The 16,078-nt window shown below is 58.7% G+C and carries 18 protein-coding genes and 1 tRNA gene; all 19 read left to right on the forward strand.

The annotated features are described in order from the left end of the window. The first annotated feature begins 79 nt into the window (after positions 1–79). A complete protein-coding gene (locus BFN10_RS09055) occupies positions 80–424 on the forward strand; it encodes a ribbon-helix-helix domain-containing protein (RefSeq protein WP_071489390.1) in 345 nt (114 codons plus the stop codon). A 163-nt stretch (positions 425–587) separates the two neighbouring features. Then, on the forward strand, positions 588–809 hold the full coding sequence (locus tag BFN10_RS09060) for an FmdB family zinc ribbon protein (RefSeq protein WP_003209804.1): 222 nt from the start codon (positions 588–590) through the stop codon (positions 807–809). Between the two features lie 107 nt (positions 810–916). Then, positions 917–2,692, forward strand: a complete 1,776-nt coding sequence (gene aspS / locus BFN10_RS09065; protein ID WP_071489391.1) for an aspartate--tRNA ligase — start codon at positions 917–919, stop codon at positions 2,690–2,692. Positions 2,693–2,828: 136 nt separating this feature from the next. After that, the gene (locus BFN10_RS09070; RefSeq protein ID WP_071489392.1) at positions 2,829–3,575 is read left to right on the forward strand and encodes a YebC/PmpR family DNA-binding transcriptional regulator; all 747 of its coding nucleotides are present in this window, start codon (positions 2,829–2,831) and stop codon (positions 3,573–3,575) included. 157 nt (positions 3,576–3,732) lie between these two features. Next, entirely contained in the window at positions 3,733–4,257 is a 525-nt protein-coding gene (gene ruvC, locus BFN10_RS09075; RefSeq protein WP_016975450.1) for a crossover junction endodeoxyribonuclease RuvC, read from the forward strand. A 66-nt stretch (positions 4,258–4,323) separates the two neighbouring features. Then, positions 4,324–4,935, forward strand: coding sequence for a Holliday junction branch migration protein RuvA (ruvA, locus tag BFN10_RS09080; RefSeq protein WP_071489393.1), 612 nt, complete (start codon positions 4,324–4,326; stop codon positions 4,933–4,935). After that, complete coding sequence (gene ruvB, locus BFN10_RS09085; protein ID WP_003193867.1) at positions 4,936–5,994, forward strand: Holliday junction branch migration DNA helicase RuvB; 1,059 nt, start codon at positions 4,936–4,938, stop codon at positions 5,992–5,994. 139 nt (positions 5,995–6,133) lie between these two features. Next, entirely contained in the window at positions 6,134–6,589 is a 456-nt protein-coding gene (gene ybgC, locus BFN10_RS09090) for a tol-pal system-associated acyl-CoA thioesterase (RefSeq protein WP_025854760.1), read from the forward strand. A 1-nt stretch (position 6,590) separates the two neighbouring features. Next, on the forward strand, positions 6,591–7,286 hold the full coding sequence (gene tolQ / locus BFN10_RS09095; RefSeq protein WP_015885609.1) for a protein TolQ: 696 nt from the start codon (positions 6,591–6,593) through the stop codon (positions 7,284–7,286). Positions 7,287–7,309: 23 nt separating this feature from the next. After that, the gene (tolR, locus tag BFN10_RS09100; protein WP_161793227.1) at positions 7,310–7,762 is read left to right on the forward strand and encodes a protein TolR; all 453 of its coding nucleotides are present in this window, start codon (positions 7,310–7,312) and stop codon (positions 7,760–7,762) included. Further along, positions 7,762–8,835, forward strand: coding sequence for a cell envelope integrity protein TolA (gene tolA / locus BFN10_RS09105; RefSeq protein WP_071489394.1), 1,074 nt, complete (start codon positions 7,762–7,764; stop codon positions 8,833–8,835). The genes tolR and tolA overlap by 1 nt, the downstream gene beginning before the upstream one ends. A 17-nt stretch (positions 8,836–8,852) precedes the next feature. Continuing rightward, complete coding sequence (gene tolB, locus BFN10_RS09110; RefSeq protein WP_071489395.1) at positions 8,853–10,133, forward strand: Tol-Pal system beta propeller repeat protein TolB; 1,281 nt, start codon at positions 8,853–8,855, stop codon at positions 10,131–10,133. A gap of 55 nt (positions 10,134–10,188) precedes the next feature. Next, positions 10,189–10,689: a peptidoglycan-associated lipoprotein Pal gene (pal, locus tag BFN10_RS09115; protein WP_003209827.1), complete on the forward strand. Its 501-nt coding sequence runs from the start codon at positions 10,189–10,191 to the stop codon at positions 10,687–10,689. Positions 10,690–10,695: 6 nt separating this feature from the next. Further along, positions 10,696–11,526: a tol-pal system protein YbgF gene (gene ybgF / locus BFN10_RS09120; protein ID WP_071489396.1), complete on the forward strand. Its 831-nt coding sequence runs from the start codon at positions 10,696–10,698 to the stop codon at positions 11,524–11,526. 166 nt (positions 11,527–11,692) lie between these two features. Beyond that, positions 11,693–12,340, forward strand: a complete 648-nt coding sequence (gene queE / locus BFN10_RS09125) for a 7-carboxy-7-deazaguanine synthase QueE (RefSeq protein ID WP_071489397.1) — start codon at positions 11,693–11,695, stop codon at positions 12,338–12,340. Positions 12,341–12,356: 16 nt separating this feature from the next. Then, positions 12,357–13,031 carry a 7-cyano-7-deazaguanine synthase QueC gene (gene queC, locus BFN10_RS09130; protein ID WP_071489524.1) on the forward strand — a complete coding sequence of 225 codons (675 nt, stop codon included), beginning with the start codon at positions 12,357–12,359 and terminating at the stop codon, positions 13,029–13,031. 63 nt (positions 13,032–13,094) lie between these two features. Next, positions 13,095–13,170: transfer RNA gene (locus tag BFN10_RS09135), tRNA-Lys, on the forward strand. A 317-nt stretch (positions 13,171–13,487) separates the two neighbouring features. Beyond that, a complete protein-coding gene (locus BFN10_RS09140; RefSeq protein ID WP_071489398.1) occupies positions 13,488–14,774 on the forward strand; it encodes an OmpP1/FadL family transporter in 1,287 nt (428 codons plus the stop codon). 241 nt (positions 14,775–15,015) lie between these two features. Further along, complete coding sequence (nadA, locus tag BFN10_RS09145) at positions 15,016–16,074, forward strand: quinolinate synthase NadA (protein ID WP_060754176.1); 1,059 nt, start codon at positions 15,016–15,018, stop codon at positions 16,072–16,074. Positions 16,075–16,078 lie beyond the last annotated feature (4 nt).

Raw genomic sequence — 16,078 nt, forward strand, 5'->3', positions numbered from 1 at the left:
CCTCTCCCTGCTGTTTTATAGGGTGATTGCCCAATGGGATCACCCATGGGCGGTTGTTTGGCAATGGAGTGTCAGGTGTATGTCACGCGGAGTGGGTAATGGAGTGATGGAAACCGGTGGTTTCCATAGGATAAAGATCGACCCTTTTGCAAAAGGGTTCGATATGGGGCTGGCCAAGCCGCTGTCCCGGTCGGTGAGGCTCAATGGGTTTTCCACTTGCCTGCGACTGGAGCAGATCTATTGGAATATCCTCACGGAAATCGCCAGGATCAATGCCTGTTCAGTCAGTGCGTTGCTGTCTTATGTCGATCGGGAAGTACACTTGCGTTATGGCGGTGTGAAGAACTTCAGTGGGTTGGTCAGGGTGGTGTGCGTGGTTCATGTCCTCAAAGGGCGTTTTGACCCTGCGTGCTCACCAGGATAGCCACCGGGCTTCGGGGCCGGCCCTCCATCATGGCGGGCAGGGCCCTGGGCAGAATGCCGGCTGCGCTGCCTCGATTTACCAGATATAATCCCGCGCTTTGCTACGCATGCTGCGGACCCGTAGGGCAGGCGTGGCGCAGTAACGAAATCGCCGAGACATCGCCATGCCCATGTACGACTACCAATGTGCTTCCTGCGGTCATCAGTTGGAAGCCATTCAGAAGATCAGCGCAGCGCCGTTGGTCGATTGCCCAGCCTGCCAGGCGCCGGAGCTCAAGAAGATGTTGTCCATGCCGGGCTTCCGCTTGAGCGGCAACGGCTGGTACGAGACCGACTTCAAGACCGGCTCGAAGAAGAACCTGGCCGGCGGCGACAAAGCAGACTGAGTTGAACTCTACGCGCAGGCTCCTGCATTATCCGTCCCCTGCTTTAATGTACGGTGACGAGGCAGGCCTCCACCGAATTTCGAATTACGAGAAGTGAAACCACTACCATGATGCGCAGCCACTATTGCGGCCAACTGAACGAGACCCTGGAAGGTCAGGAAATCACCCTTTGCGGATGGGTTCACCGTCGCCGCGACCACGGCGGGGTGATCTTCCTCGATATCCGTGATCGTGATGGTCTGGCCCAGGTGGTGTTCGACCCGGATCGCGCCGAAAGCTTCGCCGCCGCCGACCGCGTGCGCAGCGAATACGTCGTGAAGATCACCGGCAAGGTTCGCCTGCGTCCGGCGGGTGCCGTGAACAAGAACATGGCGTCCGGCGGCATCGAAGTGCTGGGCTATGAGCTGGAAGTACTGAACGAGTCGGAAACCCCGCCGTTCCCACTCAACGAATACTCTGACGTGGGCGAAGAAACCCGCCTGCGCTATCGCTTCCTCGACCTGCGTCGTCCGGAAATGGCCGAGAAGCTGCGCCTGCGTTCGCGCATGACCACCAGCATCCGTCGTTTCCTCGACGAAAACGGCTTCCTCGACGTCGAAACCCCGATCCTGACCCGGGCCACCCCGGAAGGCGCGCGCGACTACCTGGTGCCTAGCCGTACCCACGCCGGTTCGTTCTTCGCCCTGCCGCAATCGCCTCAGCTGTTCAAGCAACTGCTGATGGTCGCGGGCTTCGACCGCTACTACCAGATCGCCAAGTGCTTCCGCGACGAAGACCTGCGCGCTGACCGCCAGCCTGAATTCACCCAGATCGACATCGAGACCAGCTTCCTCGATGAAAAAGAGATCATGGGCCTGACCGAACAGATGATCCGCAACCTGTTCAAGGAAGTGCTGGGGCTGGAATTCGGCGACTTCCCGCACATGACCTTCGAAGAAGCCATGCGCCGCTACGGTTCCGACAAGCCAGACCTGCGTAACCCGCTGGAACTGGTGGACGTGGCCGACCAACTCAAAGAAGTCGACTTCAAGGTGTTCAGCGGTCCGGCCAACGACCCTAAATGCCGCATCGCCGCCCTGCGCGTGCCTGGCGGCGCGAGCATGCCGCGCAAGCAGATCGACGACTACACCAAGTTCGTTGGCATCTACGGTGCCAAGGGCCTGGCGTATATCAAGGTCAACGAGCGCGCCAATGGCGTTGACGGCCTGCAATCGCCGATCGTGAAGAACATTCCGCTGGACAACCTGAACGCGATCCTCGATCGCGTCGGCGCAGTCGACGGCGACATCGTGTTCTTCGGCGCCGACAAGGCCAAGATCGTCAGCGAAGCCCTGGGCGCGCTGCGCATCAAGCTGGGTCACGACTTGAACCTGCTGACCTGCGAATGGGCCCCGATGTGGGTCGTTGACTTCCCGATGTTCGAAGAAAACGACGACGGTAGCTTCAGCGCCTTGCACCACCCGTTCACCGCGCCGAAATGCTCGCCGGCCGAACTGGAAGCCAACCCGGCTGGCGCGCTGTCCCGCGCGTATGACATGGTATTGAACGGTACCGAGCTGGGTGGCGGTTCGATCCGTATCCACCGCAAGGAGATGCAGCAAGCGGTGTTCCGCCTGTTGGGCATCAACGAAGCGGAACAGGAAGAGAAGTTCGGCTTCCTGCTCGACGCCCTGAAATACGGTGCGCCGCCCCATGGTGGCCTGGCGTTCGGCCTGGACCGCCTGGTGATGCTGATGACCGGCGCCCAGTCGATCCGTGAAGTGATCGCCTTCCCGAAAACCCAGAGCGCTGCGGACGTCATGACCCAGGCGCCAGGTGTGGTGGATGCCAAGGCATTGCGCGAGCTGCACATCCGTCTGCGCGAGACGCCGAAGGCTGAGTAAGGCTGCTGCGTGAAAGCGCACTGAGGTTTACGCAGTCAAAAAAGGCGCATCTTCGGATGCGCCTTTGCGTTACAAGGGTTGCATTCCGCCTGGGGCGGAATTGATAAGGTTTCTAGAGAATTTTTGGAGTTGTGTTATGGCTGGCCATTCCAAGTGGGCGAACATCAAGCACCGCAAAGAGCGTCAGGATGCCAAGAAAGGCAAGATTTTCACTAAATGGATCCGCGAGCTGACCGTTGCGGCCCGCCAGGGTGGGGGTGATCCAGGCTCCAACCCGCGTCTGCGCTTGGCGCTGGACAAGGCCCTTGGCGCGAACATGAGTCGCGACATCATCGACCGCGCCGTGGCCCGCGGTGCCGGCGCTGCCGATACCGACGACATGGTCGAGCTGAGCTACGAAGGCTATGGCCCGGGTGGCGTGGCCGTGATGGTCGAGTGCATGACCGACAACCGCAACCGTACTGCCGCCGCTGTGCGTCATGCATTCAGCAAATGTGGTGGCAACCTCGGCACTGACGGTTCGGTGGCCTACCTGTTCGAGCGCAAGGGGCAGATTACCTTCGCGCCGGGCACCGATGAAGATGCGCTGATGGAAGCGGCGATGGAGGCGGATGCCGACGATGTGGTGACCAACGAAGACGGTTCCATCGACGTGTTCACTTCGTTCGCCAGCTTCTATGCGGTGCGCAATGCCCTGGAAGCGGCCGGTTTCAAAGGTACCGACGCGGAAATCGTGATGCTGCCGACCACCAGCGCCGAGCTGGACCTGGACGGTGCGCAGAAAGTGCTGAAGATGCTGGATATGCTCGAAGACCTGGATGATGTGCAGAACGTGTATTCCAACGCCGACATCCCTGAGTCTGTAGCCGAACAGCTAGGCTGAAGGACGATGTAGATCAAAAAGTGGGAGGGGGCTTGCCCCCGATGACAGTGTGTCAGTTACGTATAAATCGACTGATTCACCGCTATCGGGGGCAAGCCCCCTCCCACATAGGGTCTTCTCTGTGTCAAAAAATGTGTTTACCCAACCCGCAGGCGTTATGACTTTAATCCTAGGTATCGACCCCGGTTCGCGCATCACCGGTTTTGGCGTGGTGCAACAGACCCCGCGTGGCTGCGTGTACGTGGCTTCGGGCTGCATCCGCACCGGCGCGGGCGAGTTGGCCGAGCGCCTGCAGATCGTTTATCGCGGCGTGCGTGAGGTGATCCAGACCTACGGGCCGGTGACCATGGGTATCGAAAAGGTGTTCATGGCAAAGAATGCCGACTCCGCGTTGAAGCTTGGCCAGGCCCGTGGCGCCGCCATCGTTGCCGGCGCCGAGGAGGGCATGGAAATCGCCGAGTACACCGCCACCCAGGTCAAACAGGCCGTGGTCGGCACCGGCGCGGCGAACAAAGAGCAGGTGCAGATGATGGTCATGCACATGCTCAAGCTCACTTCAAAACCGCAGATCGACGCCTCGGACGCCCTGGCTATTGCCATTTGCCATGCGCACACTCGCTCAAGTTTACTGCCTCACGGCCTGGGCACGGCACGCAGTCGTGGCGGGCGCCTGCGTCTCTGATAGCATCAGCGCAATCGTTATTTCCGGTCGGGCCTTGCTCTGACCCTAGCTTTAAGGATCTGAACCGTGATTGGACGCTTGCGCGGCACTCTGGCTGAGAAACAGCCGCCGCACCTGATTCTGGATGTAAATGGGTTGGGGTATGAGCTGGAAGTGCCCATGACCACCTTGTATCGCCTCCCGTCGGTCGGTGAGCCGATTACGCTGCATACTCACTTGGTGGTGCGTGAAGATGCGCAATTGCTCTATGGTTTCATTGGCAAGCGTGACCGTGACTTCTTCCGTGAACTCATCCGCCTGAATGGCGTAGGGCCGAAACTGGCCCTTGCGTTGATGTCGAGCCTGGAAGTGGATGAGCTGGTGCGTGCCGTTTCGGCCCAGGACACCTCGGCGCTGACCAAGGTGCCAGGCGTCGGCAAGAAGACCGCCGAGCGCCTGCTGGTGGAACTCAAGGACCGCTTCAAGGCCTGGGAGGTCGTACCGAGCATGTTCGCCCTTGTACCGAACCAGCCGGACATGCCGGCCAGCCAGGTGGCGAGCGCCGAGAGCGATGCGGTCAGCGCGCTGATTTCCCTGGGTTACAAACCCCAGGAAGCCAGCAAGGCCGTATCGGCCATCAAGGACAAGAACCTGAGCAGTGAAGACATGATCCGCCGCGCCCTGAAGGGAATGATTTAAGTGATTGAAGCTGATCGTCTGATTGCAGCCACCGGCCCGCGCGACCGTGAAGAGGTCCAGGACCGCGCCATCCGCCCCCTGAGCCTGGCCGAATACATTGGCCAGCCCACCGTGCGCGAGCAGATGGAATTGTTCATCCAGGCTGCGCGTGGGCGCAGTGAGTCCCTGGACCACACGCTGATCTTCGGCCCACCGGGCCTGGGCAAGACCACCCTGGCCAACATCATTGCCCAGGAAATGGGCGTATCGATCAAGTCCACCTCCGGCCCGGTGCTGGAACGTCCGGGTGACCTGGCGGCGTTGCTGACCAACCTTGAACCGCACGATGTGCTGTTTATCGACGAGATCCATCGGTTATCCCCGATCGTCGAAGAAGTGTTGTACCCGGCCATGGAAGACTTCCAGCTCGACATCATGATTGGCGAAGGCCCGGCTGCCCGCTCGATCAAGCTCGACCTGCCGCCGTTCACGCTGGTCGGCGCTACAACCCGCGCAGGGATGCTGACCAACCCACTGCGAGACCGTTTCGGCATTGTTCAACGTCTAGAGTTCTATAGCACGGCTGATCTGGCGACCATTGTCAGCCGTTCGGCGAGCATTCTCGGCTTGCCGCTGGACCCGGAAGGCGCGTTTGAAATCGCCCGTCGGGCCCGCGGCACGCCGCGGATCGCCAACCGCCTGCTGCGACGCGTGCGAGACTTTGCCGAGGTGCGGGCCAAGGGGCACATCACCAAGGCCGTGGCCGACCTGGCCTTGAACCTGCTGGACGTGGATGAGCACGGCTTCGATCACCAGGATCGACGTCTGCTTCTGACCATGATCGAGAAGTTCGACGGTGGCCCGGTGGGCGTCGACAGCCTGGCGGCGGCCATCAGTGAAGAGCGTCACACCATTGAGGATGTGCTGGAACCGTACCTGATCCAGCAGGGCTACATCATGCGCACGCCAAGGGGCAGGGTGGTGACGCGTCACGCCTATCTGCACTTTGGGTTAAACATTCCGTCACGATTGGGCGAGATGCCCGTAGTAGACGAATTCCTCGATGCAGTGGACGATTAAAAACCTATAGCCAGTCGATTTATCCGAGGTTTGTGCTGTCCTAGTGGCTGGCGTCGTCATTCAGTCGTTAGAAATGTTTCAGACAATGAAAAAACAGTTGCCCAGCCGGATTGGCAACCTGAGGAGTAAGCACTAGAGTATGCGCGCGCAAAACGGGGATCAGTCGTTCGCACATCGCTGTCGCGTTTATTACGAGGACACCGATGCCGGCGGCATCGTGTATTACGTCAACTACCTCAAGTTCATGGAGCGGGCTCGAACCGAGCGGCTACGGGAGCTGGGCTTTGCCCAGTCCGAGCTGGCAGGGGAGGACCTGTTATTCGTCGTGCACTCCAGCGAGGCGCGGTATCACGCGCCGGCGCGGCTGGACGACGAATTGTTGGTCAGCGCTGAAGTAATCGAATTGAACCGTGTCAGCCTGCGTTTCAAGCAGCAGGTCAGGCGGGCAACGGATGCAACGCTGCTCTGTGAGGGGCAGTTCCTGGTGGCCTGTGTGCGCACCAATAGCTTGAAACCCCGGGCCATTCCCGAAGCTCTACGTGCGGCCTTTGCCGACGTAAGCGGCGCGGGTAAACAATCAAAGCAGGAGATTTAGCGTGGAACCTACCGTCGTCGACCATTCCTCCATGTGGAGCCTGGTCAGCAATGCCAGTGTTGTGGTTCAACTGGTCATGCTGACCCTGGTAGCCGCATCGGTTACCTCTTGGGTCATGATTTTTCAGCGCAGTAACCTGCTGCGTGCCGGTCGACGTGCCCTGGAGAGCTTTGAAGAGCGCTTCTGGTCGGGTATCGACCTGTCCAAGCTGTACCGCCAGGCCGGCAGCAACCCGGACCCGGACTCGGGCGTCGAGCAGATCTTCCGCGCCGGCTTCAAGGAATTCTCCCGTCTGCGCCAGCAGCCAGGCGTTGACCCGGAAGCGGTGATGGAAGGTGTGGCCCGTGCCATGCGCGTGGCCATTTCCCGCGAAGAAGAAAAGCTTGAGCAAAGCCTGCCGTTCCTCGCCACCGTCGGTTCCGTGAGCCCGTACATCGGTCTGTTCGGTACCGTGTGGGGGATCATGAACTCCTTCCGTGGCCTGGCCCAGGCTCAGCAAGCGACCCTGGCCACCGTGGCACCGGGTATCGCCGAGGCCCTGATCGCCACCGCGATCGGCCTGTTTGCCGCTATCCCCGCAGTAATCGCCTACAACCGCTTCGCTGCCACCAGCGAAACGTTGATCGGTCGTTACTACACCTTCGCCGACGAGTTCCAGGCGATCCTGCACCGTAAAGTGCACACCAGCGAAGAATAAGCAGGTAATTCCCAATGGCTTTAATCGCTCGAGCTCGCAAAAAGCGCAAGCCGGTCGCCGAGATGAACGTAGTGCCTTACATCGACGTGATGCTGGTGCTGCTGGTTATCTTCATGGTGACCGCGCCGATGCTCAACCAGGGCGTGAAGGTTGATTTGCCCAAGGTTTCCAGTGAAGCCTTGCCGCAAGACAACAACACTCAAGTCCTGACCATTTCGATCAAGGCTGACAAGACCTATTACTGGAATCTTGGCAGCGAAGTCGACACGCAGAAGCAGCAAGACAAGGCTCTCACTTTGCCTGCGATGACCGATGCGGTGACCAAGATCATTCGCTCCGGCAACGAAGGCGGCAAGCACACCCAGGTGTTCATCCGTGGCGACAAATCGGTCGACTACGGCTCTGTCATGGGCGCCATGGGCGGGCTGCAGAAGGCCGGCGTGGGTAACGTTGGCTTGATTACCGAGGCGCCCTGATGCAGCAACAGCGAGAGCCGTCCGCCTCGGAAAGCTACTTCTGGCCTAGCGTCTGGGCGATTGCGCTGCATGTCCTGGTGTTTGGCATGCTGTTCGTCAGCTTTGCCATGACCCCGGACCTGCCGCCAGCCAAGCCGATCGTGCAGGCGACCCTGTATCAGCTGAAATCGAAAAGTCAGGCCACCACCCAGACCAATCAGAAGATTGCGGGTGAGGCCCAGAAGTCGGCTGCGCGCCAGACTGAAGTCGAACAGATGGAACAGAAGAAGGTCGAGCAGGAAGCGGTGAAGGCGGCTGCGGAACAAAAGAAAGAAGAGGCGGCTCAAAAGGCCGAGGAATCGAAAAAGGCTGACGAAGCCAAGAAGGCTGACGAGGCGAAAAAGGCTGATGAAGCCAAGAAAGCCGAAAAAGCTGCCGAAGCGAAAAAGGCCGAAGAGAAACAATTGGCTGATATAGCCAAGAAGAAATCTGAAGAAGAAGCCAAGAGGGCTGCCGAAGAAGAGGCCAAGAAAAAGGCCGCTGAAGACGCCAAGAAGAAAATAGTCGAAGACGCGAAGAAAAAAGCCGCCGAAGACGCCAAGAAAAAAGCTGAAGCAGACGAGGCGAAGAAAAAAGTCGCCGACGACGCGAAGAAGAAAGCTGCCGCCGACGCCCAGAAGAAAAAGGCCCAGGAAGCAGCGCGCAAATCCGCCGAAGAGAAGAAGGCCCAGGCCTTGGCAGATTTGCTCTCCGACACGCCGCAGCGTCAGCAAGCCTTGGCCGATGAACGTGGTGATGAAGTCGCGGGCAGTTTCGACGATCTGATTCGGGCACGGGCAGCGGAAGGCTGGACACGTCCACCTTCGGCGCGCAAAGGCATGACAGTAGTGCTGCAGATCGGCATGTTGCCGGACGGTACGGTGACTTCGGTCAGCGTGGCCAAGTCCAGTGGTGACGGTTCGTTCGACAGTTCGGCGGTTGCCGCAGTCAAGAACATTGGCCGGTTGACCGAGATGCAGGGAATGAAACCAAGCGACTTCGCTCCCTATCGTTCATTCAAGATGACATTCACACCTGAGGATCTAGCCTTGTGAGAAACCTTCTTCGAGGAATGCTTGTCGTTATTTGCTGTATGGCAGGGATAGCGGCGGCGGATGAAAAGAACATCCTGGTTACCAGCGGTAGTGATCGGGCCACTCCGATCGCAGTAGTACCGTTCGGCTGGCAGGGCGGCAGCGTGCTGCCGGACGACATGGCCCAGATCGTCAGTGATGACCTGCGCAACTCCGGCTATTACGCACCGATTCCAAAAGGCAACATGATCAGCCAGCCTACCCAGGCCAGCGAAGTCATTTTCCGTGACTGGAAAGCAGTGGGCGCGCAGTACCTGATGGTCGGCAATATCACGCCGGCCGGTGGTCGTCTGCAAATCACCTACGCCTTGTTCAACGTGGCGACCGAGCAGCAGGTCTTGACCGGCAGCGTCTCGGGCACGGCCGAGCAGATCCGCGACATGGCCCACTACATCTCGGACCAGTCGTTCGAAAAACTCACCGGTATCAAGGGGGCTTTCTCGACGCGTCTGCTGTATGTAACGGCTGAGCGTTTCTCCGTAGACAACACTCGTTACACCTTGCAGCGTTCGGACTACGACGGTGCTCGCGCTGTGACCTTGCTGCAATCCCGTGAGCCAATCCTGTCGCCGCGCTTCGCGCCGGACGGCAAGCGTATTGCCTACGTGTCTTTCGAGCAGAAGCGTCCGCGTATCTTCGTCCAGCACATTGATACTGGCCGTCGTGAGCAGATCACCAACTTCGAAGGCCTCAACGGTGCGCCGGCTTGGTCACCGGATGGTTCGCGCCTGGCGTTCGTGCTGTCTAAAGACGGCAACCCGGACATCTACGTGATGAACATGGCTTCACGCCAGATCACTCGCGCAACCAGCGGCCCAGGTATCAATACCGAACCGTTCTGGGGCAAGGATGGTTCGACCATCTACTTCACCTCTGACCGTGGCGGCAAGCCACAGGTCTATAAGGCGAATGTGAATGGTGGTGGTGCAGAGCGCGTTACTTTTATCGGTAACTACAACGCCAACCCTAAGCTTTCGGCTGATGAAAAGACGTTGGTGATGATTCACCGTCAGGATGGTTTCACTAATTTCCGGGTTGCGGCCCAGGATTTGCAGCGCGGAACCGTAAAAATCCTTACAGATACCAACCTTGATGAGTCAGCCACTGTTGCGCCCAACGGCACCATGGTAATCTACGCCACCCGCCAGCAGGGCCGGGGAGTCTTGATGCTCGTGTCCATTAATGGACGCGTAAGGCTCCCGCTTCCTACCGCACAAGGCGAAGTCAGAGAACCATCCTGGTCCCCTTACCTGAACTGACGCGGCGCTACAAAAAGATTTGCTTAACACACTGGGGTTCATTAGGAGTTTCACGATGGAAATGCTGAAGTTTGGTAAGTTTGCTGCTCTGGCTCTGGCTCTGTCCGTAGCCGTTGGTTGCTCGTCTAAAGGCGGCGACAATGCCGGTGAAGGCGCAGCTGTTGATCCAAACGCTGGTTACGGCGCTAACACTGGTGCGGTTGACGGCTCCCTGAGCGAAGAAGCTGCTCTGCGCGCTATCACCACTTTCTACTTCGAATACGACAGTTCGGACCTGAAACCAGAAGCCATGCGCGCTCTGGACGTTCACGCGAAGGACCTGAAAGCTAACGGCGCTCGCGTTGTTCTGGAAGGTAACACTGACGAACGTGGTACTCGTGAGTACAACATGGCACTGGGCGAGCGTCGTGCGAAAGCCGTTCAGCGCTACCTGGTACTGCAAGGTGTTGCTCCAGGCCAACTGGAACTGGTTTCCTACGGTAAAGAGCGTCCAGTTGCTACTGGCCACGACGAGCAGTCCTGGGCTCAAAACCGTCGCGTCGAACTGCGTAAGTAATTCGTCATGCGAACGTGCCGTCGTGCTCTGACTGTATTGGCTCTCAGCCTCGCACCGCTTGCGGTGTGGGCTGCGGTTCCTGTGGAAGATAGCAACTCTGGCTATAACAATAGCGGGAGCAGTTATCCGCCAGCGGGTTATGGCACGAACGGCGCCTATGCGGGGGGAGCGGCTACGTCCGCTCCCTCGGCACAGGGCGAACTGTTCAACCAGCTGCAACGCATGCAGGATCAAATCGCGCAGCAGCAAGGCGCTATTGAGGTACTGCAAAACCAGGTGAACCAGCTCAAGCAAGAAGGCCTGGAGCGTTACAAGGATCTTGATCAACGTATTGGAGCCGGCGTTCAACCTGCCGCAACTCCTGATAATTCTCCTGCCGGTGGCGCGCCTAGCGCTGCTGCCGGTGCAGCAGCAGGGGCGGCTGCCAGCCAAGCCCCTGCCGCGAGCAGCGAACCGGGTGATCCGGCGAAGGAAAAGCTGTATTACGATGCAGCCTTCGACCTGATCAAAGCCAAGGATTTCGACAAGGCCAGCCAGGCCTTTACCGCTTTCCTGCGTAAATACCCGAACAGCCAATACGCGGGCAACGCCCAGTACTGGTTAGGTGAAGTCAACCTGGCAAAGGGTGATCTACAGGGCGCGGGCCAGGCATTTGCCAAGGTCAGCCAGCTGTACCCCAAGCACGCCAAGGTGCCGGACTCGCTGTACAAACTCGCTGACGTAGAACGCCGCCTGGGTCATACCGACAAGGTCAAAGGTATTCTGCAACAGGTGGTGGCCCAGTATCCGGGGACTTCCGCTGCCCAGTTGGCCCAACGGGACTTGCAGCGCTTGTAAGCGATGTTTTACCCGTTTAGAAGAAACCCGCGCCTTGCGCGGGTTTTTTCGTTAGAATCCACGCCCTTTTATGAAACACGCTTTTTGGGGTCTACGCGTTGGCGGGGTCCCTCAAAGTGCCTGACGGAGGCGGACAGCCTGTTTAGCTGTTACGCCCGTGGCGACTATGCAAGACACATTACGTATTACCGAAGTTTTTTACTCGTTGCAGGGTGAAACGCGGACGGCCGGCCTGCCCACAGTATTTGTGCGCCTGACCGGTTGCCCCTTGCGTTGCCAGTACTGCGACAGCGCCTACGCCTTCAGTGGTGGCACGGTGCGCACCCTCGATGACATCCTGGAGCAGGTTGCCGGCTACAAGCCGCGCTACGTTTGTGTGACCGGCGGTGAGCCGCTGGCCCAGCCAAATGCCATCCCATTGCTCAAGCAGCTGTGTGACGCCGGTTACGAGGTCTCCCTGGAAACCAGTGGCGCCTTGGATATCTCTGCAGTTGACCCCCGCGTAAGCCGGGTAGTCGACCTCAAGACCCCCGATTCCAAGGAATCGCATCGCAACCGCTACGAGAACATCGAGCTGTTGACGGCCAACGACCAGGTCAAGTTCGTCATCTGTTCGCGTGACGACTACGAATGGGCGAACTCCAAGCTGATTCAATACGGGCTGGACCGCCGTGCAGGCGAAGTGCTGTTCTCACCAAGCCACCATGACCTGAATGCACGTGACCTCGCCGATTGGGTGGTTGCGGACAATCTGCCGGTGCGCCTGCAATTGCAGTTGCATAAATACCTTTGGAACGACGAGCCAGGACGCTGATATGACTGAACACACCATGGATCAAAAACGCGCGGTAATCCTGCTGTCCGGCGGCCTTGACTCCGCCACGGTGGTTGCCATGGCGCAGGCGCAAGGCTACAGCTGCTACACCATGAGCTTCGACTATGGCCAGCGTCACCGTGCCGAGTTGAACGCTGCGGCCCGCGTCGCCCGCGACATGGGCGTGGTCGAACACAAGGTGATTGGCCTGAACCTCAACGGCATCGGTGGCTCAGCACTGACCGACAGCAGCATCGATGTGCCAGAAACCCCCGGTGAAGGCATCCCGGTGACCTACGTGCCGGCACGTAACACGGTGTTCCTGTCCCTGGCGCTTGGCTGGGCAGAGGTGCTTCACGCTCGCGACATTTTCATCGGCGTCAACGCGGTGGATTATTCAGGTTACCCTGACTGTCGTCCGGAGTTCGTCGAGTCGTTCGAACGCATGGCTAACCTGGCGACAAAGGCCGGCGTAGAAGGGCAGGGCTTCCGTATCCTGGCGCCGCTGCAAAACCTGAGCAAGGCTGACATCGTGAAGGCAGGCGTAGGACTTGGCGTCGATTATTCGCTGACTGTTTCCTGCTACCAGGCAGACGATGACGGCCGTGCTTGTGGGAAATGCGACAGCTGCAGACTGCGTGCAGAAGGCTTCCAAGCCGCCGGAATTACTGACCCAACGCGTTATTTCTGATTTATTTCAAATAAGGTGTTGAATAATCCTTAGAAATCAGTATTATACGCGCCACCACACAGCGGGTCGTTAGCTCAGTTGGTAGAGCAGTTGGCTTTTAACCAATTGGTCGTAGGTTCGAATCCCACACGACCCACCATTTTTGGCGGTTTAGAAAATCCGGAAGGCCCACGCAAGTGTGGATTTCCGGGTTTTTTTTTGCCTGCCTGAAAACCCGACAGCCTCAGGCCAACGAAAAGCCTGGGGCTTTTTTGCATCTGCGCGAGGTTGATGCTATCGCCGAAACCCACGGGTCACAATCGGGTTTCAAGGTCATTACTGGGAACGAAAAAACAGGCAAAGTCTTTGAAATGCATAGAATTGTCCGACAATCCTGCGCATGAAAAACTCTTCATAAACCGGTCGCTCGAACGTTGGTAGCTTCCTCATCGCTGCCCCACAATTCGAGTCCTAATAATGAATAACAAAACTCTTAAAGGCGCCTTGGCGCTCGCCGTTTCCCTTGCCTCAACCCCGTTGTTCGCCGGTGGTTTCGCGCTCAATGAACAAAGCATCAGTTCAATGGGCACGGGCTACGCCGGTCGTTCCTCCTCCGCTGAAGACGCCAGCACGGTGTTCGGCAACCCCGCCGGCATGTCGCGTCTGAAACAGAATGAAGTCAGCCTCGGCGCGACTTACCTCGATGCCAAATCCAACATCAGGGACGCCAGTTCCTCGCAGTTCGGTGCCAACAACCCAGGCACCAATAAGGGCGACATGGTGCCCGGCATTGCCGTGCCGATGGGCTACCTGGTCACGCCCATTGATGAGCACTGGGCGTTCGGCCTGGGTATCTACGCGCCGTTCGGCCTGGTGACCGACTATGAGCATAGCTTCCAGGGCAATGGCTTTGGCAACAAGAGCAAGGTCCAGGTCATCACCGTGCAGCCGACGGTCAGCTATGCCTTCAACGACAAAGTGTCGGTGGGCTTTGGCCCGACCTTCAATCGCATCAGTGGCGAGCTGGATTCCAATGTGCCGCTGGGTGGCGGAGCCGGCGAAAGCGTGAAGGTCAAAGGCGACGACAATGCCACCGGGTTCAATGCCGGTCTCCTGGTGCAGCCTCTTGAAAGCACGCGCATCGGTGTGACCTATCACTCGCAGGTGGTCTACCACCTCAGCGGCAAGACCCATGCGTCCGGTTTGATTTCCGATGCCTTCGACGGTGGGCCGCAAAAGTATGACGCCAGCCTGGATGTGACTACGCCCTCTTCGGTGGATTTCTCGGTAACCCATCAACTCAATGATGACTGGACCTTGTACCTCGGCAGCACCTACACCCGTTGGAGCCAGTTGAAGAAGATCACCATCAACAACGACGGGGTCTCCGACCTCACCGCTCAATTCGGTGGCCTGGGCTCGATCACCGAACAACAGCATTGGCATGACACTTGGTCCCATGCCATTGGTGCGGCCTATCGGGTCAACAAAGAACTCGTACTGCGGACCGGTTTCTCGGTGGACCAGACGCCTACCAACAACTCCGACCGCTCCGTTCGAATTCCTACGGGGGACCGCACTGTTTTCAGCTTGGGTGCTGGCTGGACGCCCGTCGATAACCTGACCTTCGATGTGGCGTATTCCTACCTCAAGGAAGAACCGATCAAGGTGCGGAAGAACCTTTCCCAGGTTGGCCTGACTTACGATGCCAAATATGAAAACAGTGCCAACGGGTTTGGTGGCTCGGTGACTTACCGTTTTTGATAAAAAAACCGGCGGTAAATACGGGAAGCCCCATGTGGGGCTTCCCGTTTTTTTGCCCGACGCAGGCGCACGCGAACACCAGATTAGGCTTTTGAAACCATTCGATATTCTGTAGCCTTGCCGAGCTTCACCTTAACCCGTGCTTGATGAACACAATCACTTCGTCCGGCGGCGCCCGAAGGGCTCCAGAGCCGGTGGTACACTCGACTTTCGCGCAACTGCGCCTGCAGGTCTTGCGAACATGACGCAAATTTCCGAACGCCTTCTGGTTCAAGCCCACCTCGACGCCAAGCAGCCCAAGGCCCTCAGCGCCGATGAAGAGGCGAGCCTGCGCACTGCCATCGCCGCCGAGCTCAAGGCTCAGGATGCGGTGCTGGTTGCCCACTTCTACTGTGACCCGGTGATCCAGGCCCTGGCCGAAGAAACCGGTGGCTGTGTCTCCGACTCCCTGGAAATGGCGCGCTTCGGCGCCGCTCACCCGGCCAAGACCGTGTTGGTCGCCGGTGTGCGTTTCATGGGCGAGACCGCCAAGATCCTCACCCCTGAAAAACGTATCCTCATGCCCACCCTGGAAGCCACCTGCTCCCTGGACCTAGGCTGCCCCGTCGATGAGTTCTCGGCGTTCTGCGACCAGCATCCCGAACGCACCGTGGTGGTGTATGCCAACACCTCGGCGGCGGTCAAAGCCCGGGCGGATTGGGTGGTGACGTCAAGCTGCGCGCTGGAGATCGTCGAAAGCCTGATGGACAACGGCGAGACGATCATCTGGGGGCCGGACAAACACCTGGGCACTTACATCCAGCGCCAGACCGGTGCCGATATGCTGCTGTGGGACGGCGCCTGCATCGTCCACGAAGAATTCAAATCCAAGCAGTTGGAAGACATGAAGGCGCTGTACCCGGATGCGGCCATCCTGGTGCATCCGGAATCGCCGACATCGGTGATCGAGCTGGCGGATGCCGTAGGCTCGACCAGCCAGCTGATTGCCGCGGCCCAACGCCTGCCGAATAAAACCTTTATCGTCGCCACCGACCGCGGCATCTTCTACAAGATGCAGCAACTGTGTCCGGACAAGGTCTTCGTCGAGGCGCCTACCGCCGGCAATGGTGCGGCGTGCCGCAGTTGCGCGCATTGTCCATGGATGGCAATGAACACGCTGGAGCGCACGTTGCAGTGCCTGCGTGAAGGCAGTAACGAGATATTCGTCGAGCCTTCGGTGATCCCGCAGGCTGTGCGTCCGCTCAAGCGCATGTTGGACTTTACCCAGGCCGCGCGCTTGAAGCTGGCGGGTAACGCCTGAGTCG

Origin of the sequence: Pseudomonas extremorientalis (assembly GCF_001870465.1) — a bacterium.
GTDB classification, from domain to species: Bacteria; Pseudomonadota; Gammaproteobacteria; order Pseudomonadales; family Pseudomonadaceae; genus Aquipseudomonas; species Aquipseudomonas extremorientalis.

Bases quoted from the DNA above. Each gene is read 5' to 3' on its own strand.
- aspS (WP_071489391.1), top strand. From the start codon at position 917: ATGATGCGCAGCCACTATTGCGGCCAACTGAACGAGACCCTGGAAGGT.
- pal (WP_003209827.1), top strand. From the start codon at position 10,189: ATGGAAATGCTGAAGTTTGGTAAGTTTGCTGCTCTGGCTCTGGCTCTG.
- tolA (WP_071489394.1), top strand. From the start codon at position 7,762: ATGCAGCAACAGCGAGAGCCGTCCGCCTCGGAAAGCTACTTCTGGCCT.
- BFN10_RS09060 (WP_003209804.1), top strand. From the start codon at position 588: ATGCCCATGTACGACTACCAATGTGCTTCCTGCGGTCATCAGTTGGAA.
- queC (WP_071489524.1), top strand. From the start codon at position 12,357: ATGGATCAAAAACGCGCGGTAATCCTGCTGTCCGGCGGCCTTGACTCC.
- ruvC (WP_016975450.1), top strand. From the start codon at position 3,733: ATGACTTTAATCCTAGGTATCGACCCCGGTTCGCGCATCACCGGTTTT.
- BFN10_RS09140 (WP_071489398.1), top strand. From the start codon at position 13,488: ATGAATAACAAAACTCTTAAAGGCGCCTTGGCGCTCGCCGTTTCCCTT.
- queE (WP_071489397.1), top strand. From the start codon at position 11,693: ATGCAAGACACATTACGTATTACCGAAGTTTTTTACTCGTTGCAGGGT.
- tolB (WP_071489395.1), top strand. From the start codon at position 8,853: ATGCTTGTCGTTATTTGCTGTATGGCAGGGATAGCGGCGGCGGATGAA.
- ybgF (WP_071489396.1), top strand. From the start codon at position 10,696: ATGCGAACGTGCCGTCGTGCTCTGACTGTATTGGCTCTCAGCCTCGCA.
- BFN10_RS09055 (WP_071489390.1), top strand. From the start codon at position 80: ATGTCACGCGGAGTGGGTAATGGAGTGATGGAAACCGGTGGTTTCCAT.
- nadA (WP_060754176.1), top strand. From the start codon at position 15,016: ATGACGCAAATTTCCGAACGCCTTCTGGTTCAAGCCCACCTCGACGCC.
- BFN10_RS09070 (WP_071489392.1), top strand. From the start codon at position 2,829: ATGGCTGGCCATTCCAAGTGGGCGAACATCAAGCACCGCAAAGAGCGT.
- ybgC (WP_025854760.1), top strand. From the start codon at position 6,134: ATGCGCGCGCAAAACGGGGATCAGTCGTTCGCACATCGCTGTCGCGTT.